At 66.8% G+C, this 21,959-nt stretch carries 21 protein-coding genes; 4 read left to right on the top strand and 17 right to left on the bottom strand.

Features of this window, described 5'->3' with window-relative positions; genetic code table 11:
- Nucleotides 1-16: 16 nt before the first annotated feature.
- Nucleotides 17-1,084, bottom strand: coding sequence for an ABC transporter ATP-binding protein (locus jaqu_RS15675; RefSeq protein ID WP_043919943.1), 1,068 nt, complete (start codon nt 1,082-1,084; stop codon nt 17-19).
- A 99-nt stretch (nt 1,085-1,183) separates the two neighbouring features.
- Between jaqu_RS15675 and jaqu_RS15680 the strand changes: the two genes are divergently transcribed.
- Complete coding sequence (locus jaqu_RS15680; RefSeq protein ID WP_043919944.1) at nt 1,184-2,197, top strand: LacI family DNA-binding transcriptional regulator; 1,014 nt, start codon at nt 1,184-1,186, stop codon at nt 2,195-2,197.
- Nucleotides 2,198-2,218: 21 nt separating this feature from the next.
- Here the strand turns inward: jaqu_RS15680 and jaqu_RS15685 are convergent, their stop codons facing one another.
- Entirely contained in the window at nt 2,219-3,109 is an 891-nt protein-coding gene (locus jaqu_RS15685) for a hydrogen peroxide-inducible genes activator (RefSeq protein ID WP_052501012.1), read from the bottom strand.
- Nucleotides 3,110-3,226: 117 nt separating this feature from the next.
- Here jaqu_RS15685 and katG point away from each other — a divergent pair, with 117 nt between their 5' ends.
- Complete coding sequence (katG, locus tag jaqu_RS15690) at nt 3,227-5,455, top strand: catalase/peroxidase HPI (protein ID WP_043919946.1); 2,229 nt, start codon at nt 3,227-3,229, stop codon at nt 5,453-5,455.
- 25 nt (nt 5,456-5,480) lie between these two features.
- Here katG and jaqu_RS15695 read toward each other — a convergent pair whose 3' ends face one another.
- From jaqu_RS15695 to jaqu_RS15740, 10 genes are all read right to left on the bottom strand, one after another.
- Nucleotides 5,481-6,401 (bottom strand): SMP-30/gluconolactonase/LRE family protein, encoded by a 921-nt coding sequence (locus tag jaqu_RS15695; RefSeq protein ID WP_043919947.1) that lies wholly within the window; start codon nt 6,399-6,401, stop codon nt 5,481-5,483.
- A 32-nt stretch (nt 6,402-6,433) separates the two neighbouring features.
- Nucleotides 6,434-7,201, bottom strand: a complete 768-nt coding sequence (locus jaqu_RS15700) for a creatininase family protein (protein ID WP_043919948.1) — start codon at nt 7,199-7,201, stop codon at nt 6,434-6,436.
- A complete protein-coding gene (locus jaqu_RS15705; RefSeq protein ID WP_043919949.1) occupies nt 7,198-8,109 on the bottom strand; it encodes an isopenicillin N synthase family dioxygenase in 912 nt (303 codons plus the stop codon). Before jaqu_RS15705 ends, jaqu_RS15700 begins: the two co-directional genes overlap by 4 nt.
- Nucleotides 8,106-8,702 (bottom strand): NAD(P)H-dependent oxidoreductase, encoded by a 597-nt coding sequence (locus jaqu_RS15710; protein ID WP_043919950.1) that lies wholly within the window; start codon nt 8,700-8,702, stop codon nt 8,106-8,108. The genes jaqu_RS15705 and jaqu_RS15710 overlap by 4 nt, the downstream gene beginning before the upstream one ends.
- On the bottom strand, nt 8,703-9,284 hold the full coding sequence (locus tag jaqu_RS15715) for an NAD(P)H-dependent oxidoreductase (protein WP_043919951.1): 582 nt from the start codon (nt 9,282-9,284) through the stop codon (nt 8,703-8,705).
- 74 nt (nt 9,285-9,358) lie between these two features.
- A complete protein-coding gene (locus jaqu_RS15720; protein WP_043919952.1) occupies nt 9,359-10,759 on the bottom strand; it encodes an FAD-binding oxidoreductase in 1,401 nt (466 codons plus the stop codon).
- Complete coding sequence (locus jaqu_RS15725; protein ID WP_043919953.1) at nt 10,756-12,009, bottom strand: cytosine deaminase; 1,254 nt, start codon at nt 12,007-12,009, stop codon at nt 10,756-10,758. Before jaqu_RS15725 ends, jaqu_RS15720 begins: the two co-directional genes overlap by 4 nt.
- Entirely contained in the window at nt 12,009-12,875 is an 867-nt protein-coding gene (locus jaqu_RS15730; RefSeq protein WP_236687878.1) for an ABC transporter permease, read from the bottom strand. The genes jaqu_RS15725 and jaqu_RS15730 overlap by 1 nt, the downstream gene beginning before the upstream one ends.
- Complete coding sequence (locus jaqu_RS15735) at nt 12,872-13,636, bottom strand: ABC transporter ATP-binding protein (RefSeq protein WP_043919954.1); 765 nt, start codon at nt 13,634-13,636, stop codon at nt 12,872-12,874. The genes jaqu_RS15730 and jaqu_RS15735 overlap by 4 nt, the downstream gene beginning before the upstream one ends.
- Entirely contained in the window at nt 13,633-14,631 is a 999-nt protein-coding gene (locus tag jaqu_RS15740; protein WP_043919955.1) for an ABC transporter substrate-binding protein, read from the bottom strand. The genes jaqu_RS15735 and jaqu_RS15740 overlap by 4 nt, the downstream gene beginning before the upstream one ends.
- A gap of 217 nt (nt 14,632-14,848) precedes the next feature.
- Here jaqu_RS15740 and jaqu_RS15745 point away from each other — a divergent pair, with 217 nt between their 5' ends.
- On the top strand, nt 14,849-15,250 hold the full coding sequence (locus jaqu_RS15745; protein ID WP_043919956.1) for a RidA family protein: 402 nt from the start codon (nt 14,849-14,851) through the stop codon (nt 15,248-15,250).
- Between the two features lie 299 nt (nt 15,251-15,549).
- The gene (locus jaqu_RS15750; RefSeq protein ID WP_043919957.1) at nt 15,550-15,855 is read left to right on the top strand and encodes a hypothetical protein; all 306 of its coding nucleotides are present in this window, start codon (nt 15,550-15,552) and stop codon (nt 15,853-15,855) included.
- Nucleotides 15,856-15,926: 71 nt separating this feature from the next.
- Here jaqu_RS15750 and jaqu_RS15755 read toward each other — a convergent pair whose 3' ends face one another.
- The 5 genes from jaqu_RS15755 to jaqu_RS15775 form a co-directional block, all read right to left on the bottom strand.
- On the bottom strand, nt 15,927-17,219 hold the full coding sequence (locus jaqu_RS15755) for an amidohydrolase family protein (protein ID WP_043919958.1): 1,293 nt from the start codon (nt 17,217-17,219) through the stop codon (nt 15,927-15,929).
- Nucleotides 17,216-18,133 (bottom strand): ABC transporter permease, encoded by a 918-nt coding sequence (locus jaqu_RS15760; protein WP_043919959.1) that lies wholly within the window; start codon nt 18,131-18,133, stop codon nt 17,216-17,218. Before jaqu_RS15760 ends, jaqu_RS15755 begins: the two co-directional genes overlap by 4 nt.
- Before the next feature lie 181 nt (nt 18,134-18,314).
- Entirely contained in the window at nt 18,315-19,364 is a 1,050-nt protein-coding gene (locus jaqu_RS15765) for an ABC transporter permease (protein WP_043919960.1), read from the bottom strand.
- Complete coding sequence (locus jaqu_RS15770; protein ID WP_043919961.1) at nt 19,354-20,904, bottom strand: ABC transporter ATP-binding protein; 1,551 nt, start codon at nt 20,902-20,904, stop codon at nt 19,354-19,356. The genes jaqu_RS15765 and jaqu_RS15770 overlap by 11 nt, the downstream gene beginning before the upstream one ends.
- Nucleotides 20,901-21,893, bottom strand: a complete 993-nt coding sequence (locus jaqu_RS15775) for a BMP family protein (RefSeq protein ID WP_043919962.1) — start codon at nt 21,891-21,893, stop codon at nt 20,901-20,903. The genes jaqu_RS15770 and jaqu_RS15775 overlap by 4 nt, the downstream gene beginning before the upstream one ends.
- Nucleotides 21,894-21,959 lie beyond the last annotated feature (66 nt).

The raw sequence follows: 21,959 nt of genomic DNA on the forward strand, positions 1-21,959 counted from the left end.
CGTCTCCTCCCATGGATTATCCCTCGCCGTCCGGGACAAGGCGGGTGCCCGTCTCCGGATCGAAGATCATGATCTCGGCCGGATCGACGGCGAAGCGCACGGTCTCTCCGGGTTTCGCGCGGGTTGCGCTCTCGACTTCCGCCAGCACTTCGTGGGGGCCGCACCGTGTCACGAGGACCGATTGCGCGCCCAGATACTCGGCCACGACCACGCGCAACTCCAGCGGGGCGCCGTGATCGACCGTGATGGCGGAAGGGCGGATGCCGATCTCGACCGCGCCCTGCGGCACGGGCAGGCCGGGCGGATGCGGCAGGTCGAAGCCCTCGCCCACCAGCCGGTCCCCCTCGGCGCGCGCGGGCAGGAAATTCATGGTCGGCGCGCCGATGAAGCCCGCGACGAACTTGTTGACCGGCCGCTCGAACAGATCCTCGGGCGTGCCCTGCTGCTGGATGCGGCCGGCATTCATCACGACGATCCGGTCGCCCAGCGTCATCGCCTCGACCTGATCGTGGGTCACGTAGATCATGTTCTTGTCGATGGAGTTGCGCATCTCGGCCAACTCGGTCCGCATCCGGGCGCGCAGCTTGGCATCGAGGTTCGAGAGCGGCTCGTCGAAGAGGAACACACCCGCATCCCGCACCAGCGCGCGGCCCATCGCGACCCGCTGGCGCTGCCCGCCGGACAGGGCCGCGGGCTTGCGGTCCAGAAGGTGGTCGATGCCCAGCATTTCCGCGGCCGCGGCGACCCTGCGATCGATCTCGTCCTTTGGCACGCGCGACAGGCGCAGCGCGAAGCTCATGTTCTTGGCGACGTTCATATGCGGGTAGAGCGCATAGTCCTGAAAGACCATCGCCACGTCCCGCGCCTTGGGTTCCAGCTTGCTGATGGGGCGGCCGTCAAAGGTGATCTCTCCGCCGGACAAGGTCTCCAGCCCGGCGAGCAGGCGCAATGTCGTGGACTTTCCGCATCCGGACGGGCCGACGAGCACGGTGAATTCGCCGTCCTCCAACGTCAGGTCCAGCGGCGGCAGCACCTGCGTGCGGCCATATCGCTTCTCGACGCCGTCCAAGACGATTTCCGGCATTCCCTTCCTCCCGGGATGCAGCTTTGCCCGTGGACGGTCGCGCGGGAAGATGAGAAAAGCCGGATCAGCGTTACCGGTAACGTCAAGAGGGCCAGAGGGATGCGGAAGGGATCGGGCGCCGTCGGCGTGCGCGACGTCGCGGTGGCCGCCGGCGTTTCGGCGATGACCGTCAGCCGGGCGTTGCGCGGCATCGACGGGGTGTCAGAGGCGACGCGTCAGCGCATCGCGAGCCTCGCCGCCGAGATGGGGTACGTCCCCGACGGCACCGCCCGCGCGCTGGCCGTGGGCGAGACCCGCCTGATCGGGATCTCGGTCCCCAACCTCTTCAACGATGTCTTCGCCGACATTCTGGGCGGGATGCGTCGCGCGCTGCACCTGGCGGGTCATCCGAGCATCATCGACACGACCGATTACGACCCGTCGAGAGAGCTGGACTGGGTGGAGCGCATGACGGTCTGGCGTCCCGCCGCGCTGGTCCTGACGGGCTGCGACCACGATCCCGGGCTGGCCCCCATCCTGACGCGGGCCCGCCTGCCCGTGGCCGAGGTCTGGGACGTGCGCACCGATCCGATCGACTTCTGCGTCGGGGTGGATCACCTCGCGGCGGGTGAGACGCTGGGCCGGCACGCCCTGTCGCTGGGCTATCGCGCGCCGGCTTTCGTCGGCCCCCGTCCCGGGCGGGATCGACGGGCCGACCAGCGGGCCGAGGGGATCGCCATGGCCTTCGCGGGGATCGCTCCGCTGGCCCGGATCGTGGCCGAAGAGGACAGCGCCTTCGTCGCCGGTCATCGCGGCATGGCGCAGGTCCTGTCGGGGGAGAAGCGGGACGCCGTGTTCTTCCACAACGACAACACGGCGTTCGGTGGCCTTATGGCGGCCGAGGCGGCGGGGCTCGACGTGCCAGGCGATATCGGTGTCGTCGGCTTCAACCGTCTCGACCTGACCCGGGTCCTGTCCCGCCCCCTGACCACGCTAGAAACGCCCAGGCGGCAGATCGGCCAAATGGCGGCGGCGCATCTGCTGGCCCGCCTCAACGGCGTGACGCCGCCCCGCGTCACCCGGCTGGAATGCCGCCTGATCGAAGGGGGGACGTTGCGGAGAGTGGCACCCTAGGCGGCCGGACCACCCCTGTGCCTAGCCCGCCAGCGCCGCGCGCAAGTCTTCGGCGAGGTCGCCTAGACGAGGCGCGAGCGGCGTGGTCCGGCGCCAGACCATGCCGATCTCACGCCGGGGTTGCGGCTCGGGAAAGCGGGCGGTGGCGACAGGGGCGGCGCGGGTTTCGGCCTCGACGGCCATTTCGGGGATCAGCGTCACGCCCAGCCCCGCCCCCACCATCCGCACGAGAGTGGCCAGCGACGCCCCGTCCAGACCGGCCCCCGGGCGGGAGGGGCGGAGCGCGCAGAACGACAGCGCCTGATCCCGGAAGCAATGCCCCTCCTCCAGCAGCAGCAACCTCCGCTCGCCCAGGGTTTCGCGGTCCGGGATCGGCATTCCGGCCTCGGCCTCCGGCCGGACGAGAACGAAGGTCTCCGACAGGAGGGGCGCTTCGACCAGCGTCGGCTCCCCGAGGGGCAGCGCCACGATCGCGGCGTCCAGCCGGCCCTCGCCGAGCTCCTCCAGAAGGCGGGGCGTGACCGTCTCCCGGATATCGAGGTCGAGACCCGGACGCGCCTCGGCGACCGCCCGGACGAGGCGCGGCACGAGGTAGGGGGCAACGGTCGGAATCAAGCCGAGGCGCAACCGGCCGGACAGGTCGCCCCCCGCGGCGCGCGCCAGTTCCGACAATTCCTCGACCCCGCGCAGGATCGCGGCGATCCGAGGGGCGGCCCGTTCGCCGAAAGGGGTGAGGCGGGCCTGGCGGGGGCCGCGCTCGAAGAGGTCGGTGCCGAGGGCGGATTCCAGCTCACGGATCTGAACCGAAAGCGCGGGCTGAGAGACCGCCGACGCCTCGGCCGCGCGACCGAAATGCCCATGCCGCGCGAGGGCTTCGAAGTAATGCAGCTGCCTGAGCGTGATTGCCATAATCCAGTCCTATCGTTTGGATTGGAATTTGCAACTTTCCCCTATTGGCGGGAAAGGTTAGAACGATTCCACAAAGGCCGGACGACCGGCCCCCACCTACATTTCTTCCGGGAGGATCCGATGGACGGAACCGACAGCTCCGCCGGCAAGTGCCCCGTCGTTCACGGCGCCACGCTTCACGTCACGAACCGCGGCCGCGGCAACAAGGACTGGTGGCCGAACCAGATCAACCTGCGCATCCTGCACCAGAACCAGCCCGCTTCGCAGCCGCACGGGCCGGAGTTCGACTACGTCAAGAAATTCGAGGGGCTGGACTACGAGGCTCTGAAGGCCGACCTGACCGCGCTGATGACCGACAGTCAGTCCTGGTGGCCGGCGGATTACGGGCATTACGGGCCCTTCTTCATCCGCATGGCCTGGCACGCGGCGGGCACCTACCGGACAGCCGACGGGCGCGGCGGGGCGTCGACCGGCAATCAGCGCTTCGCGCCGCTCAATTCCTGGCCCGACAACGGCAACCTCGACAAGGCGCGCCGTCTGCTCTGGCCGATCAAGCAGAAATACGGCGACGCGATCAGCTGGGCGGACCTGTTCGTCCTGACCGGAAACGTCGCGCTCGAGTCGATGGGCTTCAAGACGTTCGGCTTCGGCGGAGGCCGCGCCGACATCTACGAGCCCGAGGAAGACATTTACTGGGGCATGGAAGACGAGTGGCTGGGCGATGCCCGCTACGACAAGGGCGAGGATGGCAAGGGCCGGTTCCTCGAAAACCCGCTGGCCGCCGTTCAGATGGGCCTGATCTACGTGAACCCCGAAGGCCCCAACGGAAAGCCGGACCCGATGGCCTCGGCCTACGACATCCGCGACACCTTCGCCCGGATGGCCATGAACGACGAAGAGACCGTCGCCCTGACCGCCGGAGGCCATACGTTCGGCAAGGCCCATGGCGCTGGCGATCCAGGCCATGTCGGCGCAGAGCCCGAAGGCGCCCCGATGGAAAGCATGGGCCTCGGCTGGACCAATACCTGGGAGACCGGGCATGGCGGCCATACCATCACCTCCGGCCTCGAAGGTGCCTGGACGCCGACGCCGACCAAGTGGGACATGAGCTATTTCGACGTCCTGCTGGGCTATGACGACGATGAGTGGGAGCTGCACAAATCCCCCGCCGGCGCGCAGCAATGGCGGCCCAAGAATCCCAAGCCGGAGCATATGGTACCGGACGCACACGACCCGTCGAAGACCCACGCGCCGATGATGTCCACCGCCGACATGGCGATGCGGACCGACCCGGACTATCTGCGCATCTCGAAGGATTTTCATGCGAACCCCGACAAGTTCGCCGACGCTTTCGCCCGCGCATGGTTCAAGCTGACGCACCGGGATATGGGTCCCAAGATCCTCTACAAAGGGCCCGAAGTCCCTGCCGAGGACCTGATCTGGCAGGATCCGATCCCGGCCGTCGACCACCCGCTGGTCGATGATGCGGACATCGCGACCCTGAAGGCAAAGCTGCTCGACAGCGGTCTCAGCATCGCGGAACTGGTCGGCACCGCATGGGCCTCGGCCTCGACCTTCCGCGGGTCGGACAGACGCGGCGGCGCCAATGGCGCGCGCATCCGTCTTGCCCCGCAGAAGGACTGGGAGGCGAACCAGCCTGCGGTTCTGGCAAAGGTGCTGAACAGGCTTGAAGGCATCAAGGCCGACTTCGATGGCGCCAACGCGCCGAAGAAGATCAGCCTCGCCGACCTCATCGTGCTGGGCGGTTGCGCCGCCGTCGAGAAGGCGGCCAAGGACGGCGGGCACGATGTCACGGTCCCGTTCACGCCGGGCCGCATGGATGCGACCGACGAGCAGACCGACGCCGACAGCTTCGAGCCGCTGGAGCCCCATGCCGACGGCTTCCGCAACTTCCAGGCAGCGGATTTCAACGTCTCGCCGGAGGAGTTGATGGTCGATCGCGCCCAGCTTCTGACCCTGACAGCGCCCGAGATGACGGTTCTGGTCGGCGGTCTGCGCAGCCTCGACGCCAATACCGGCGGCAGCAAGCACGGCGTGTTGACGGATCGGCCGGGCGTGCTGTCCAACGACGTGTTCCGCAATCTGCTGGACATGAACGTCGTCTGGAAACCGTCTTCGGACGAGGCGAACGTCTTCATCGGCGGCGACCGCTCCACCGGAGAGACGAAGTGGAGCGCGACGCGCTGCGATCTGGTCTTCGGATCGAATTCGCAGCTACGCGCCCTGGCCGAGGTCTATGCCCAGGACGATGCGTCTCGGAAGTTCGTCGACGACTTCGTCGCCGCGTGGACGAAGGTGATGGAACTGGATCGCTTCGATCTGAAGTGAGGCCGGATCAGCGGCGGCCCTGAGTTCAGGGCCGCTGCACCCCCCGCCGCGCCAGAGCCACGGAATAGAGGCTCGTGGTCGCGGTGATGTAGAGGACGTGCTTCGCCCGCCCGCCGAAGCAGACGTTCGAGACCGTTTCGGGCACCCTGATCTTGCCGAGCAGCCGCCCGTCGGGCGCGAAGCAGTGCACGCCGTCCCCCGCGCTGGTCCAGAGGTTGCCGTCCTCGTCCAGCCGGAACCCGTCCGCGATCCCCGCATCCGGCTTGGCGAAGAGGCGACCGTTCACGGGACGGCCGTCCTCCATGTCGTAGACCCGGATATGCTGCGGATCGTTGGACCACATACGCCCGGTATCGGCCACATAAAGCAGAGTCTCGTCAGGCGAGAAGGCCAGCCCGTTGGGGCAGTTCATGTCGGTGACCATGGGCTCGGGCACGCCGCCCTCGGGGGGGATACGGTAGACGACGCAAGGGTTCTCCTGCTCGGCCCGCGCGCCTTCGTAATCCATCATGATCCCGTAATGGGGATCGCTGAACCACACCGCCCCGTCCGACGCGACGATGACATCGTTCGGAGAGTTCAGGGGCTTGCCGTCGAAGCGATCGGCCAGGACGGTGATCGTTCCGTCATGTTCCGTCCGGGTGACCCGGCGCGCGCCGTGCTCGCAACTCACCAGCCGGCCCTGCCGGTCCCGCGTATGGCCGTTCGCGTAATTCGACGGCGCGCGGTGGGTGGTGACGACGCCCAATTCGTCCGGCCCCGTGCCGCGATCCGGCGTCCAGCGGAGGATGCGGTTGTTCGGGATATCCGAGAACAGCAGGCAACCGGCGTCGCCGAACCAGACAGGTCCCTCCACCCAGTCGAAGCCGGTGGCGAGGCGCTTCAGCGGGGCGTTGCCGAGAACGTAGCGGGCGAAGGCGGGATCGTGGATTTCGAAGTCTGACATGGGCCGGTTGTCATCCCGCCCGGACCGTTGCGTCAACCCGGCAGCCGGTGTTCCGCCAAAGCCCGCGCCAACTCAAGGAAACCCCGCGCCTGGTGACGGGCCAGTGCGTGACCCTTCTCGGCCGTCGCCAGATGCGCCTCGCCCACGACACCGTCGGGAGACAGGTCCGATGCGACCCAACCCAACGAAACCGGTCCGATCGGCGGGATCGGCGCATCCTCGGCGGTCGAGCGGAAATCGCGTGCCGCGCCCATCTCTACCGTCTCGGGCCGGAACGCCAGCATCAGCGACGTCTCCCGGTCGCCGCCATGGATCCCGAACTGCGCCTCTTGCGCGCCGAACATCCCGTCCGGTGCGCCAAAACTCATCCACTGGCACTTCACCGCCAGCATGTCATGCTTCACGCGCAACTCGCGCGACAGGATCGACACCAGATCCAGATTTCCCCCATGTGAATTCACGAGGATCACCTTTCGGATCCCCGCACGGGCAAGGCTGTCGCCGATCTCACCCCAGGCGCGCAAAGCCGTCTCGGCCGTGAGCGTCAGCGTCCCGGCCGCCCAGAGGTGCTCGTTCGACTTGCCCACGGCCTGGACCGGCAAGATCAGCAGGTCCAGATCATCCGGACAAGTGGCGCGCACTTCATCAAGCATGCCCTCGGCGATGTACGTATCCGTGCCGACAGGCAGGTGCGGCCCGTGTTGTTCGATCGCGGCCGTCGGCAGGACGGCGATCGTCCGCATCGGAGCCAGCGCCTCGAAATCCGGCGCACGCAGGTCGGCCCAGTCGCGCGCGCTCATGACGCCTTCGGCGCGTAGGTCGCCTTGAGCCTGGAGGCGAGGTAATCGGCCGCGCGGATCGGCGGGTATTTCGGTTCTCCGGTGCCCGGCAAAGCCGCGACGACGGCATCCGGATTGGCCTCGGTGAAGAACGCGACGGATCGGCGGACCCGTTTGGGCGGAAGCACGCGATGGGGGGTTGAGACGTAGATGTCGTTCGTCCACCGCATCAGACAATCGCCGATATTCACGACATAGGCACCTTCTATGTGGGGCACATCGGCCCAGTCGCCGCCACGGGGCCGGACCTGCAACCCGCCTTCGCCATCCGTAAGCAGCAGCGTGATCGCCCCGTAATCCGTATGCGCGCCGGCCCCGATCTCACCCTGCGCTCCACTGGCGGGCGGATAGCGCAGGACCCGCAGCGCGGAAAGCGGCTCTTCGAAGAGAGCGTCGAAATGGTCCGCCGGCAGGCCCAGATCGCGCGCCAGCGCCGACAGGACCCGCAATCCCAGACCCTGGCAGGCGTCATAATAGGCCAGCATGGTCTCGCGAAAGCCGGGCAGATCGGGCCACTGGTTCACGCCGCGGAATGGCTCGCCTGCAACGACGCGGGGGTCGTCAGCGGCAAGGTCGTAGCCGATATTGAAGCTTTCCTTCGTGTCCACTTCGGGCCGCGTCTCATCCAGGCTTTCAAGCCCTGCGCGGGCCCAGCCGCGATAGTGGGGCGTCTTCTCGATGGCGACTTCGGCTTTGGAGGCGACGGGCAGGTCGAAGAAGAGATCGGCCTGCCGCAACACCTCTGCCTGAAGGTCGGCTGGCACTCCGTGATCGCGCAGCAGGAAGAACCCCGTCTCGCGCACCGCGACGCCCAGTTCCGCGAGGCCGTCATCGGTGGATAGCTCGGGCAGGGACAGGATGGGGATCATGCGGTCATCCGATCGACTTTGGCGGCCACGGCGCGCAGATGCCTGGCGCGGGTCTCGGGGGTGGAGCTGTCCATCAGGTGATGGGCGGCGTAGTAGGTCCGGCAGCCCTTGGCGCAGATCGCGCGAACGCCGCGGGTCAGGGTCCGCTTGCCGGGTGCGCCGATCACCTGCGTCAGCCACCAGGACGCGCCGCAGGTCGTGAAGATGGCCAGACGTTTGATGTTGGTCAGGCCAGGACGGATGTCCTCTCCCTCGGCTTTCGGCATCAGGAAGGCGACGCCGGGCACCAGCACGCGGTCCAGCCACCCTTTCAACATCGCGGGCAGCCCGTACCACCACGTCGGATAGACGAAGATCAGCGTATCCGCCCATCGCAGATCGGCCACGTCCTGGGCCACCGGCTCGGTATTGGCGGCCTCGTCGAGATAGATGTCCAGCTCATGGGCGGTCAGAACGGGCGAGAAGTTGGACCGGTAGAGGTCGCGGATGCGGTACTCGACCCCGGCGGCCTCCAGTCGCTCCTTCACGGTGGTCAGGATCGCGGCGGAGAAGCTGTCCTCCTTGGGATGGGAGAAGACGATCAGGGCGCGCATTCAGAAGGACCCCATCTCGGCTTCGACCCGCTTGAGGAACGCCCCTCGCCGCGCGTCGCTCGCCCGGTTCATGTCGTAGAGCGCGAGATACCGCATGGTCCGCGGCTGGCAGACGAACCGGACCGCGCGCGTGACGCATCGGCGGGGCGGGTCGCCGCACAGCATCGCCCGCATCCGCGTCCCGCCATATGTCGTCACCGCCGCGAGACGGCGGACCCGCGTCAGGTTTGGCGCCAGCTTTCCGTCCCGGATCAGGAACGAGACGCCCGGCAGGAACACCCGGTCCAGGAACCCCTTCAGGATCGCGGGATAGCCGAAGTTCCAGACCGGAAAGACCATCACCAGCGCGTCGGCGGCCTCGACCCGTGCCACGTAGCTCTCGACCGGGCCTCGGTTCGCCGGCACCTCGTGATATCCGCGCCGCTCCGCCTCGCTGAGCACGGGGTCGAACCGCTCGGCGTAGAGGTCGCACAGGTCCACATCCCAGCCCCGCCCGCGCAGGGCGCCCGCCGTCGCGTCGCGCAGCGCCGCCCCGTAGCTGTCGGGCACGGGATGCGCTGCGAGTACCAGTGCGCGAACCAAGTCTCTCCCCTTCTTCGCTTTTCAAATATCCCGGGGAGCGCGAGGGGCTGGCCCCTCGCCCTCGCCGCATCCGATCACTCCGCCGCCTGCATCTTCGGGTAGGCGTACATCGCCTTGTAATCCCAGTCCGGATCGTCCCAGGCGATCATCTTGCCGGGGTTCAGCAATCCCTTCGGATCCGCCTCGCGCTTGAAGGCCAGTTGGCGGTCGTCGACCGATTGGCGACCGCCCTCCTCCAGCGTGTAGCGGTGGGGATTGAAGATCATTGCGCCCGCCTCTTCGTGCAGGCGCACGATCTCGTCCAGCCGCTCCTCGGAGGTGAACTTCACGAGGCTCAGGCCCGCGAACATGACCTTTCCGTTCTCGCGCAGGACCTCCAGATGCTGCAGGACCTCGGGCGAAAGCTCGTTCCGCATGCGCTCGATCAGGTTCAGGTGCTCGGGAAAGCCGTAGCGGACCTGCAGATAGGTGATCGACGGATCGACCTTCAGCGCCCGCAAGGTCGTGTGATTCCAGCCATATTCGAAGACGGGGCCGGGATCGCGCGCCCAGGCGTGATCATCGCTGCGATAGATGAGCTTGGCCTCGGGGCGGCGGCCCAGGAAGGTCAGGAACCCGTCCATCGAATGCGGGGCGACCATCAGGCCGACGAGGTTCGAACCCGGCGACACGTACGGCTTGACCCGCTGGAAGTAGTCATGGGCCACCGGAGCCTCGAACACGGTGGCCAGCTTGATCAGAATGCCGTCCTCGTTCGCAAGCTCCTCGGCGAAGCGCGCGGCGTCCATGAAGTCGTCGGTCTCGATGAACATGCCGACCCAATCGTAGGCGGGCGCCAATGGCATCTCGATTTCGGTGATGATCCCGTTCGTCCCGTAGGCGTGACTGACGCGGGCCAGTTCCTCTCCGCGGAACTCGACCACGCGGGGCTCCGCTTCCATGGTGACGACGCGGAGGCGGATGATGTTCCCCAGATCGCGCAGACTGCCCCAGGTGCAAGAGCCCACGCCCCCCGACCCGCCGGCGATGAAGCCGCCGATCGTAGCCGTGGCCCAGGTGCTGCTGAACATCCGGATCTCCTGACCCGAATGCTCCTTGCAGGCGGCATCAAGGTCCTTGAGCAGGACCCCCGGCTCGGTCACGACGCGGCCCGGTGCGATCTTCTTCACGGCGTTCATGCGCTGCAGGTGCATCACGCATCCGCCCGCCAGCGGCATCGCCTGTCCGTAATTTCCGGTCCCGGCGCCGCGCGTCGTCACCGGGCAATCGTGTTCGTAGCAGGTGCGCAGCACCTCGATCACTTCGGCTTCGGATTTCGGCGACACCACGAAATCCGCTTCGATATGGTCCAGCCGGTCCTTCAGCACCGGCGAATACCAGAAGAAGTCGCGGGACTTCGCGCGGATCGCGGCATCCGACGTCTCGATATCCAGATGGGCCAGCGCGTCTTTCGCGGCCTGTACGTTCGGTCTCATGGGCTCACCATTCGGTCGAGGTCACGGTAGTCGGGCAAGGTGCGGTCGATAGCGATGCCGTCGCGCAGCACGATGCGGTCGGATTGGGGCCGGGCCAGCAACTCCGTCCAGGTGCGCACGCGGAAGATCACCAGATCGGCCGGCGCGCCGGGGGACAGATCGGAACGACCGAAGCCGCAGATCGCAGACGGCTCCGTCGTCACCGACGTAACCCAGTCGTCGCGCGCATGGTCCAGATGACCGATGCGCGTCGCCTCGCGCCAGACCTCCAGCATATCCATGTCGCCATAGGCATAGAACGGATCGCGCGTATTGTCCGAGGCGAAGGCGACCGGGATCCCCCGCTCTCGCATCTCGTGGACGAGGGTGATGCCCCGCATCCTGGGTGTCCGGCCCGCCTGGCGGTCCTGAAGGTAGAGGTTGCACATCGGCAAACTGACGACGTTCAGTCCGGCCCGGGCCACCAGATCCAGCGTGTCGAGGGCCCGCGCCTCATCCTGCGAGGAAAGCGAGCAGCAATGGCCCACAACGACCGGCGCGTCGAAGCCTGTCTCGATCACCGTTTCGGCGATCGCGCGCAGCGTCTCGGAGGTCGGGTCGAGCGTCTCGTCAACGTGGAAATCGGCCGACAACCCGCGTGCGCTCGCCATCTCGAAGAAGAGGCGTAATCGCGGTCTCAGGTCGTCCACCGGATAGGTCACGGCGCCCAGCAGACCGCCATGTTCGCCCACGATATCGGCGGTGCCCGCAAAGGCATCATCCACCGCGTCGATCGGCACCAGACAGACAGCCTGCATCTCGATCCGGCCGGCCCAGCGGTCGCGCATCTCGGCCCAGACCGGCCAGGAGATCGCGTCCTGGCCGTTCATCGAATCCAGATGCGTCCGGATCGCACGGGTGCCGTGGGCATGGGCGCAGGTCAGCGAGAACTCCATCCGCGGGGCAAGGTCGTCCGCCGACCAGTTCGCGTGATCGGCGCGGACGGTCTCCAGTGCGCCCATGAAGGTCCCGTCGGGGTTCGACGCACGGGGCCAGATGTGTCCCTTGTCCAGATGGGTGTGCATGTCGGTGAAACAGGGCAGAACCATCGCCCCATCCATGGCGACGGTCTCGCCCGGTTCTTTCGAGAGGCGCCCATCGCGCAGATGGAGGTCGGTGCGGATCAGGCCACCGGTCCGCCCTGCGAGGCAGGCCGGGATCGTGACGTCAGACAAGGTGATCGGGCCGCTGGGCAGGGCGCGAAAGTCCATCAGCCCTCCCGCTTGAGGGCGGATTCGTGCCACTTGCGCAGCAGCAGATGCGACAGGAGCGACAGCGCGGCGAAGATGAACACGCCCATCGCGGCGATCAGCGACAGCGACGCGAACATCCCCGCGATGTTGAGGCGGTATCCGGCCTCCTGGATGCGACCGGCCAACCCGAGGCCGACGCCGCCGGTACCGGCGACCAGTTCGGCCACGACGGCGCCGATCAGGCTGAGGCCTCCGGCGATGCGGAGGCCGCCCAGAAAGTAGGGCAGGGCCGAGGGCAGTTGCAGGTGGATCAAACGCTGCCAGCGCGAGGCACGGTAGATCGCAAAGAGATCCCGCAAGTTCCGGTCGACCGAATTCAGGCCCAGCGTCGTGGAGGACAGGACGGGAAAGAACGCGACGATCCAAGCGCAGAGCAACATGCCCACCGTCTTGGATTCGACGTAGATGAAGATCAGCGGCGCGATCGCGACGACCGGCGTCACCTGTAGGATCACCGCGTAGGGGTAGAACGACAACTCGACCATGCGCGACTGGTTGAACAGGATGGCAAGCCCCGCGCCACCGATCACCGCGACGAGCAGCGCCATCAGTGTGATGCGCCCCGTCAATAGGGCGGCATCGGTCAGGTTGCCCCAATTCTCGACCAGATAGGCCCAGACCAGTCCCGGGGCCGGCAGGATGTAGTGCGGAATCTCGTTTATGGCGACGATCCGGTCCCAGGCGAAGATGGCCAAGACCATGCAGAGGACCGGCAGCGTATACCGCGCCGTCGCCTCGATCTTGCGGCTTTTGGCGCGACGGGCCTCTTCGGCGTCGACCACGGGGGCGCGCGTTGCGGCGTCGGTCATCGGCGCGTCGGTCATGCGGCCTCCATCGCGGTTTCCAGCGCCTCGCTGGCGCGTCGGGCATGATCGGCAAAGGCCGCGGAGGTACGAAAGCTCTCGGGACGCGGGTAGGGTTCGTCCACCCGAAGTTCTTCGGTGACGCGCCCTGGACGGGCGGCCATCACGACGATGCGATCGGACAGGAACACGCTCTCGAAAACGGAATGGGTGACGAAGATCACCGTGCACCCAATCTGGGCCTTCAGTTCCAGCAGGTCGTTGTTCAACTTGAAGCGCGTGATCTCGTCGAGCGCGGCGAAGGGTTCGTCCATCAGGATCAGGCGGGGGCGCGTGACCATGGCGCGGGCGATGGAAACGCGCATCTTCATGCCGCCGGACAATTCTCGGGGATAGGCGTTCTGGAACTTCTCGAGGCCCACCAGCTTGAGCGCCTCGAGGACCTCGTCGCGGACCGAGTTGTACGATTTGCCGACCAGTCTGAACGGCAGATAGACGTTTTGCGAAACCGTAGCCCACGGCATCAGTGTCGGTTCCTGGAACACGACTCCGATATCGCCGGCCCCGTGATCGCCCCGCCATTCGATCTTGCCGGAAGTGGGCGTGGATAGTCCCGCGATCAGGCGGAGCGCTGTCGACTTGCCGCACCCGGACGGACCCAGCAGAGAGATGAAATCCTCTTGCCGGACCGTCAGGTCCAGTCCGCGCAGGGCCTCTACATTGCCGGCGAAGACCTTGTCGACGCCGGACACGTGAAGCAGTTCGCGGCGCTCCCGGTTCATTCGGCCGGCTTCAGGTCCATGCCGACGCCCTCGTTGACGAAATCGAGCGTATAGCTCGCCTGCCAGTCGACATTCTCCTCGATGACGCCAGCAGCGACCATCTTGTCGAAGAAGCCGCCGATCACCTCGTCGGTCATGGCTCCGATGCCCAGTTCGAGCGCGTCGCCCGAGTCGACGATGCCCTCCTCGCGCATCATGTTCTTTGCGAAGTCGATCTTGTCCTGGGTCATGTCGGGGTTGGCTTCCAGGATCAGCGCGTCGGCCGCCGACGAGTCGCCGTAGAGATAGTTGTACCAGCCCGTGATCGACCCCTCGACGAAGCAGGCCACTTCATCGGGTTTCTCGTCGATGGTCGCCTGCATCGTCTCGACCGTCGTCGCGTAGGAGGAGTACCCGTTATCCGCGATCAGGAAGACGTTCGGCGTGATGCCGCCCTCGGTCTGGATCAGATACGGCTCGGAGGAAAGGTAGCCCTGCATCGCCAGGTTCGTGTCGGCCAGGAACGGCGCGGGGTTGAAGGTGTAAGGCTGGCGCTGTTCCACGGTGAAGCCGTGCTCGGCGATCATCCACTGGTAATAGCTGGTGAAGCCGTTGTCGCCGATCAGCAGGGTCCGGTCCTTCAGGTCCTCCCAGCTTTCCACGTCCGGATGGGCCACGATGACCTGCGGGTGTTTCTGGAAGGTGGCCATGACGGCCACGACCGGGATGCCTTCGGCGACGGCATTGAAGGCCTGAAGCATGTCGCCGCCCATATGGTAGTCGATCCGTCCCGCCAGCAGGAGGGCGCGATTGTTGACCTGCGGCCCGCCCGAGATGATCGTGACGTCCAGCCCGCAAGCTTCGTAGGTGCCGTCGGCGACGGACTGATAGAAGCCGCCATGCTCCGCCTGGGCCAGCCAGTTGGTGCCAAACGTCACGGGTACGGCATGGGCGTCGGCCAGTGCGGCACCGGGCACCAAGGCTGCGGCGAGGGTCAGAGCAAAGGATCGGGACATGGGGACTCCTCCGGGACTGTCGGGCCCAACGCGGGCCGCGTGACAAGGTCGGCGCGGTTCCGGCGATGGAAAGACGTTGGGGAAGGTTAACGGCCGCCGCCCGCGGAGTCTGCCCATTTCTTGAGCAGATGCTCACTGTGCGGGCGCGTTTGTCGGCAGATTGCGAAACGCGCCCGCCCGGCTGGACTGGATCGTTCTTCCGGGACAGCCTGATCCAATGACACCTCTCACTCCTTCCGACATCGCCCCGCCCTTCGGCGCCTACTCGCACGGTATACTCGCGCCTGCGGGCGGACATCTGGTCGTCACATCGGGTCAGTTGGCCCTGGCCACGGACGGAACCGTCCCTGACGATGCGCGACGTCAAGCCGACCTCTGCCTGTCGAATATCGCGGCGATCCTCGCGGAAGCAGGGGCCGGGCCCCGTCATATCATCCGACTGAACGCCTATGTGACGGACCGCGCGCATTTCCTCGATTACATGGCCGCCCGCGACGCATGGCTCGATGCGGCCGGAGTTGCGGTTCGACCCGCTTCGACCCTGTTGATCGTGTCGGGCTTCACCCGGGAAGAGTTTCTGGTCGAGGTCGAAGCGACCGCGTGGCTGCCCGGCGGCTAAGGCGTCCGCACGCTTGGACCCCAGTAAAAGCTGATCAACCCGATGCACCGAAAAGGCCATTTGTTCCCTGTCGGTCGCTCCGAATGACAGGCTTGTGATCGCGCGGGACCCATTTGGTGAGCTTCGTGCAAAGCGGACGAGTGAGTGTGCATTGACGAACGTTGAAAGCCAAGAAACCTGATCGGGGTGCGTTGAAGGACGCCGGATCTTCCCCAGATGTATCCCATCCAACGCGGATCAGTTCTGACCGCACGAACCACCGGAACTGGATCCGGGCTGAAATTAGAAGGAGATCGAAAATGAAGACGCTCATGACCACCGCCCTGATCGCCACCCTCGCCGCTCCGGCCATCGCTCAGGTCGATGCAGGCCCCGAAGGCGCGATCATGCACTTCAACCAGTCGCTCGAAGGTAACGACGTCGTGACGCTGAGCGTCGTGGACACGGAAATCGTTTCCACCCGCTCGGAGCTGAAGAGCAACGTGATCGACCGCTTCAATGCGTCGCTGTCGGGCAACGAGGTCATCACCGCCACCCCGACGCTCGTGTCGGGTGAGCCGGCCTTCGGCTCCGACATCTTCGAGCAGATCGACGCCGAAGACTAATCCCCTTTCTGTGCGCGCCCCCTCCCGCGCGCCTGCAGCAAAACGCCCCCGCCCCCCCGGCGGGGGCGTTTTCATTTTGTCAGGTGCCCCGGGGTGTGGCGACATCGGACGCGGTCGGGCCGACCGGGCAGATCCAGCGTGGCATCCCCACGCGGCTGGCGCGAGACGATCCGCCCCTTCGATACGACCGCGAGCCGGGCCGGACGCAGACGGACGGCTTCGACCGGGTCGCCGGCATCCAGAACGACAAGCGAGGCCATCGCCCCGACGCGCAGACCGTAATCCTGTGCCCCGACAATTGCGGCATTGGTGTCCGTGACCATCTCGAAGCAGGCGACCATCTCGCCGGGTGCGGTCATTTGGGCGACGTGCAGCCCCATGAAAGCCACGTCGAGCATGTCGCCCGTGCCAAGAGAGTACCAAGGGTCGCGGACGCAATCCTGCCCCCAGCCGACCGCGATCCCCTCGGCGCGCATCTCGCGCACGCGGGTCAGGCCCCGGCGCTTGGGATAGGTATCGTGGCGGCCCTGGAGCGTGATGTTGATGATCGGATTGGGGATCGCCGCGACCTGTGCCTCGGCCATCAGGGGTAGCAACTTGGACACGTAGTAATTGTCCATCGAATGCATCGACGTCAGGTGCGAACCGACGACCCTGCCCTGAAGACCACGGCGGATCGTCTCGGCCGCGAGCGTCTCGATATGGCGCGACATCGGATCGTCGGTCTCGTCGCAATGAAGGTCGACGGGCAAGCCGCGTTCGGCAGCGATCTCGCACAGGCGCACGACAGAGGCGCGTCCGTCCTCCATCGTGCGCTCGAAATGCGGGATGCCGCCGACCACATCGCAGCCCATGTCGAGGGCACGGACCAGATTGGCCTCTCCGTTCGGCGCCCGGAACAGCCCGTCTTGCGGAAAGGCGACGAGTTGCACGTCCAGGTAGGGCGAGACGCGGCGCTTGACCTCGAGCATCGCCTCGACCCCGCGCAGATGGTCGGGAGTCGTGTCGACATGAGTCCGGATGGTGAGCAGGCCCAGGCTGACCGCCCAGTCGCAATAGCGCAGCGCGCGGTCCACCATCTCGTCCACGGTCGCGATCTCTCGCAACTCCCCCCAGAGCGCGATGCCCTCCAGAAGGGTGCCGCTCTCGTTGAGGCGGGGCAGCCCGTAGCTGAGCGTGGCATCCATGTGGAAGTGCGGGTCGACGAATGGGGGTGAAACCAGATCGCCACTCGCATCGACGGTCTCCGCGGCATCGGCCTGCGACAGGTCGTCGAGAGCGGCGATGCGGTCCCCGCGGATACCGATGTCGGTGACGGTCCCGTCCGGCAGGGTGCCGCCGCGAACGATCAGGTCGAAATTCATCGCGTGCCTTTCCGATACGGAACCATCAGCGCCGCCGGGACGCGCGCGCTGCGCGACATGGCGACCAGTGCGAGAATCGACAGGATGTAAGGGGTCATCAGGAAGACCTGGTAGGGAAGTACCGCACCCAGATCGGTCTGTTGCAGACGGATCTGGAGCGCGTCGAACGCGGCGAACAGCAGCGCGCCGAGAACCGCCTTTCCCGGACGCCAGGCCCCGAAGACGACCAGCGCGATGCAGATCCAGCCGCGTCCGTTGACCATCTCGAAGAAGAACGAGTTGAAGGCCGACAGCGTCAGGAAGGCGCCGCCCACCGCCATCAGGCCTGATCCGGCGATCACTGCGCCCATCCGCAAGGCGGTCACGTTGCCGCCCTGCGCCTCGACGGCGGCCGGGTTCTCGCCGACGGCGCGCAGCGAGAGGCCGAGCGGGGTGCGATAGAGTACAAGCGCCGTCAGTCCTGCGATGGCGAATGCGGCATAGGTCAGGGGCGTCTGGGCGAGCGCGCCCGGCAGATCAAGCGGCTGAAACGGCTCGATACGGGGCGGCGAGGACACTTCGGGCAAAGCGACACGGTACGCGAAGTAGGTGGCCGAAGTGGCGAGCAGCGTGATCCCCAGGCCGACCACATGCTGCGACAGCCCGAACGGAACCGTCAGCGCGCCGTGGATCAGGCCAAAGCCGGCGCCGGTCAGGAACGCGACGACGACCGCCGGCCAAAGCGGCAGGCCCGCATAGGCGGCGATCCACCCGGCGAAGGCGCCCGCGACCATGATCCCTTCTATCCCCAGGTTCAGAACACCGGCGCGTTCGCAGATCAGCTCTCCCATCGTGGCGAGGATCAGGGGCGATGCGATGCGCAGGACCGCAGCCCAGAAGCTGGCCGAGAGGAGGATTTCGAAGAGCTCTGTCATGGTAGGGGAAGGGATCGGCGGACGAAGCAGGACCGGGGCTTTGCCCCGGACCCCGGAATATCTGCGGCAGGATGACGGAGCGGTCGTATCACAGTCGACGCGGCAAGGGACCGAACCGGGAGCCCGAGGCCGAACCGGTTGGCCACGAATGTCCGGCGGCGCATATGCATCGGACGTGATCTCATTCCCGCCGGACCCGGAACCGCGTGAAGAGAAGCGCCAGAACCATCGTCAGCAGCGCCGTCGCCAGCAGGATGTCGGCCACATACGACGGCACGCCCGCAGTGCGGGACATCGCATCCGCGCCGACGAAAACGCCCGCCACGAACAGGGCGGCAATGACAACGCCAAGGGGGTGCAACAGCGCGAGCATCGCCACGATGATGCCGGTGTAGCCATAGCCCGGCGACAGATCGAGCGTCAGCGAGCCTTTCGCCCCAGACACCTCGGAAAAACCGGCCAGCGCGGCGAGTCCGCCGGACAGCAGCGCCACGCGCAGGATCGTGGCATTCACCGGCATTCCGGCGAAGCGGGCCGCCGGAAGGCCCGCGCCGACGGCCCGCATCTCGAATCCCCAGGTCGTGCGCGACTGCACCAGCCAGACCAGCCCCGCCGAGATCACGGCCAAGGCAAAGCCCCAGTGCAGGCGCAGACCTTCGGCGATGCGCGGCAGACGGGCCTCGGCGACCAGACGCTCCGATTTGGGCCAGCCCATGCCCATCGGATCCTTCAGAGGACCTTCGAGTAACATCGACACGAAGAGCAGCATCACGAAATTGAACAGGAGCGTCGTCACCACCTCGTCCACGCCGAGGCGCAGCTTGGCCCAGGCGGCCCAGACGAGGCAGAGCGCGCCAGCCAGCATCGACGCCAGCGCGAGCGTCGGCAGCAATGCCCAGGCGGGCCAGCCCAATGCTCCGGTGCCCAGGACGACCGTCATCAGCGCACCGGCATAGAGTTGCGCCTCGGCTCCGATGTTCCAGAGTTTCGCACGGAAAGCGACGGCGACGGCAAGGCCTGTGAAGATGAGCGGCGTGGCGCGGTTCAGCGTCTCGAGCAGAGCGAAGCGGGAACCGACCGCCCCCGTCACGATCTGTCCGAAGACGGCAAGGGGAGCGGCCCCCGCGATCAGGGCCAGCGCCATCCCGACGCCCAGCGTCGCACCCAGCGCAATCAGCGGCGGGCCGAAGGTGCGGGCCGGACCGGGGCGGGCGATGGCCTCAAGCCGCATCAGCGCCTCCGCCAGCCATGGCAAGGCCCAGCGCCTCGACCTCCGCCCGCTCGCGCGGGACGGGGGGCGATAGACGGCCCGCATGGATCGTGTGGATCACATCGGACAGGGCCAGGATCTCGTCCAGATCCTCGGAGATCAGCAGGATCGCCGCACCTGCGTCTCGCGCCGCCAAAAGGCGAGACTGGAGATAGGTGACAGCCCCTATATCGAGCCCCCGGACCGGCTGATTGGCCAGAATGATCCTGGGGGCGCCATGCAGGGCGCGGGCCAGGATCAGCTTTTGCATGTTGCCGCCCGACAGAAGCCGGATCGCCGCGTCGGGGCCGGGGCAGCGCACGTCGTTCGCCTCGATCAGGTCCTCGGCATGGGCGCGGGCGGCAGACCAGTCGATCAGGGGTCCGCGCGCGAACGGGGCGTCGCGGTAGGTTTCGAGGATCGCGTTCTCGGTCAGGGTGAAATCGGCGATCGTGCCGGTATGGTGGCGATCTTCGGGAATGCGTCCGATCCCGGCCGCCACCGCGATCCGGGGCGACCAGTCGGCGGGCGCCGCGTTGCCCAGCGTCAGGGTGCCCGAGGCTGGTCGGATCAGCCCTTCCAGCAATCCGGCCAATGCGGATTGGCCGTTGCCGGAAACGCCCGCGATCCCCTTGATCTGCCCCGCGCGCAGATCCAGAGACGCGCGATCGAGCGCCGCGCCCTGGGTCGCGCCAGGCGGCGTAGAGACGGCGTCGAGGCGTAGCAGAACCTCGCCCGGTTCGGCCGGCATGGCCTTGGGTTCCGCGATGTCTGCGCCGACCATAAGACGCGCGAGATCGGCCGGATCCGTGGCCGCGGTCGCGCGTTCGCCGACCACACGGCCATGGCGCAGGACGACGATCCGGTCGGCCGTCGCCATGACTTCGTGCAACTTGTGGGAGATGAGGATGACTGCCAGTCCGCGTGCCGTCGCCCGGCGCAGGGTGTCGAACAGGGCGCGCGCCTCTTGCGGTGTCAGCACGGCGGTCGGCTCATCGAGGATCAGGACGCGCGCATCGCCATAAAGCGCCTTGAGGATTTCGACCCGCTGGCGCTGGCCGACGGTCAGATCGGCAATTGCGGCGTCGGGGTCGACCTGAAGCCCGTAATCGCGGGCGAGGTCCTCGATCCGCGCGCGCGCGGCGGCGCGGCCGCCCGGCCTCCACCAGGGACGGGTCCCGAGCGTCACGTTTTCCTGCACGGTCAGGGCGTCCGCGAGGGTGAAATGCTGGTGCACCATGCCGACCCCGGCCTCGATCGCGGCCCGCGGCTGCCCGGGCGGCAGGCGGCGCCCCATCACGCGCACCTCTCCGGCATCGGCGGCGTAGTGGCCGAAGAGGATGTTCATCAGGGTCGTCTTGCCGGCCCCGTTCTCACCCAGCAGGGCCACGATCTCTCCGGCGCGGAGCGTCAGGGACACGTCCTCGTTCGCGGTCACCTCGCCAAAGCGTTTGGTGATGCCGTCAAGGCGCAGGACCTCCGCGTCAGCGGAAGCCTGCGCCCCGGTCTCGGGGGAGGTCAATTCGAGACCGGCTCCGAGTCGTCGATCTCCACCTCGAATTCGCCGGCCTTGATCGCGGCTTCGCGTTCGCGGACCAGGGCCATCGTCTCTTCCGGAACGCGACCCTCGAACGTGCCCAGCGGCGCGAGGCTGGAGCCGCCTTCCTTCATGTATGAATAGACCCCGTAATTGTCTGCGGTGAAGCTGCCGTCGTTCACGGCGGCGATGGCGGCCTGCAGCGTCGGCTCGAAATGCCAGATGGCCGACGCGACGACGGTTTCGGGATAGTCGGCCTGGGTGTCGATCACGTTGCCGATGGCGAGAAGCCCGCGTTCCTGCGCGGCGTCCGAGACCCCGAAGCGTTCGGCATAAAGCATGTCCGCCCCGTTCTCGATCATGGCGAAGGCCGTCTCCTTGGCCTTGGGCGGATCGAACCAGGATCCGATGAAGGCGACCTGGAACTCGACCTCCGGATTCGTCTCTCGCGCGCCGGCCATGAAGGCGTGCATCAGGCGGTTCACCTCGGGGATGGGAAAGCCGCCGACCATGCCGATATTGTTCGACTCGGTCATGGCCCCCGCGATCAGGCCGGTCAGGTAGCTGGCATCCTGAATGTAGTTGTCGAAGACGGCGAGGTTGGGCAGCGCCGGGTCGTGCAGGAAGCTGGAGCCCATCAGGAAGGCGGTCTCGGGATAATCGGCCGCCACCTCTCGGGCCTCGTCCTCGACGGCGAAGATCTCTCCGATGATCAGGTCGTTCCCGCCTTCGGCATATTCGCGCATGACGCGGGCGTAGTCGGTGTTCGAGACGTTCTCGCTGAAGGTGTATTCGATCTGGCCGGCGTCCTGCGCGGCGAGGGCAGCTTGATGGATGCGGCTGACCCATTGCTGCTCGACCGGGACGGTATAGATGCCAGCGACCTGCAGAGGCGCGTCCTGCGCGGTGGCGGGCAGGGCTAGCAGGGATGCGGCCGCAGCGAGGACCGCGCGGCGAGTGAGTGAGATGAGCATGGTTCTTCCCCCTGTCGTGTGGCGCCCATGGGCGCCCAGAGGGGCCGTCGCGTCAAGCCGTCCCGA

The organism is Jannaschia aquimarina, from assembly GCF_000877395.1.
Taxonomy (GTDB): domain Bacteria; phylum Pseudomonadota; class Alphaproteobacteria; order Rhodobacterales; family Rhodobacteraceae; genus Jannaschia; species Jannaschia aquimarina.

What these genes read in the sequence shown, in the direction of transcription:
- jaqu_RS15675 (WP_043919943.1), bottom strand. Translation starts at nt 1,084, where the DNA reads ATGCCGGAAATCGTCTTGGACGGCGTCGAGAAGCGATATGGCCGCACG.
- jaqu_RS15695 (WP_043919947.1), bottom strand. Translation starts at nt 6,401, where the DNA reads ATGTCAGACTTCGAAATCCACGATCCCGCCTTCGCCCGCTACGTTCTC.
- jaqu_RS15710 (WP_043919950.1), bottom strand. Translation starts at nt 8,702, where the DNA reads ATGCGCGCCCTGATCGTCTTCTCCCATCCCAAGGAGGACAGCTTCTCC.
- jaqu_RS15730 (WP_236687878.1), bottom strand. Translation starts at nt 12,875, where the DNA reads ATGACCGACGCGCCGATGACCGACGCCGCAACGCGCGCCCCCGTGGTC.
- jaqu_RS15700 (WP_043919948.1), bottom strand. Translation starts at nt 7,201, where the DNA reads ATGAGCGCGCGCGACTGGGCCGACCTGCGTGCGCCGGATTTCGAGGCG.
- jaqu_RS15775 (WP_043919962.1), bottom strand. Translation starts at nt 21,893, where the DNA reads ATGCTCATCTCACTCACTCGCCGCGCGGTCCTCGCTGCGGCCGCATCC.
- jaqu_RS15725 (WP_043919953.1), bottom strand. Translation starts at nt 12,009, where the DNA reads ATGGACTTTCGCGCCCTGCCCAGCGGCCCGATCACCTTGTCTGACGTC.
- jaqu_RS15765 (WP_043919960.1), bottom strand. Translation starts at nt 19,364, where the DNA reads ATGCGGCTTGAGGCCATCGCCCGCCCCGGTCCGGCCCGCACCTTCGGC.
- jaqu_RS15740 (WP_043919955.1), bottom strand. Translation starts at nt 14,631, where the DNA reads ATGTCCCGATCCTTTGCTCTGACCCTCGCCGCAGCCTTGGTGCCCGGT.
- jaqu_RS15705 (WP_043919949.1), bottom strand. Translation starts at nt 8,109, where the DNA reads ATGATCCCCATCCTGTCCCTGCCCGAGCTATCCACCGATGACGGCCTC.
- jaqu_RS15680 (WP_043919944.1), top strand. Translation starts at nt 1,184, where the DNA reads ATGCGGAAGGGATCGGGCGCCGTCGGCGTGCGCGACGTCGCGGTGGCC.
- jaqu_RS15760 (WP_043919959.1), bottom strand. Translation starts at nt 18,133, where the DNA reads ATGACAGAGCTCTTCGAAATCCTCCTCTCGGCCAGCTTCTGGGCTGCG.
- jaqu_RS15735 (WP_043919954.1), bottom strand. Translation starts at nt 13,636, where the DNA reads ATGAACCGGGAGCGCCGCGAACTGCTTCACGTGTCCGGCGTCGACAAG.
- jaqu_RS15755 (WP_043919958.1), bottom strand. Translation starts at nt 17,219, where the DNA reads ATGAATTTCGACCTGATCGTTCGCGGCGGCACCCTGCCGGACGGGACC.
- jaqu_RS15750 (WP_043919957.1), top strand. Translation starts at nt 15,550, where the DNA reads ATGAAGACGCTCATGACCACCGCCCTGATCGCCACCCTCGCCGCTCCG.
- jaqu_RS15720 (WP_043919952.1), bottom strand. Translation starts at nt 10,759, where the DNA reads ATGAGACCGAACGTACAGGCCGCGAAAGACGCGCTGGCCCATCTGGAT.
- jaqu_RS15745 (WP_043919956.1), top strand. Translation starts at nt 14,849, where the DNA reads ATGACACCTCTCACTCCTTCCGACATCGCCCCGCCCTTCGGCGCCTAC.
- katG (WP_043919946.1), top strand. Translation starts at nt 3,227, where the DNA reads ATGGACGGAACCGACAGCTCCGCCGGCAAGTGCCCCGTCGTTCACGGC.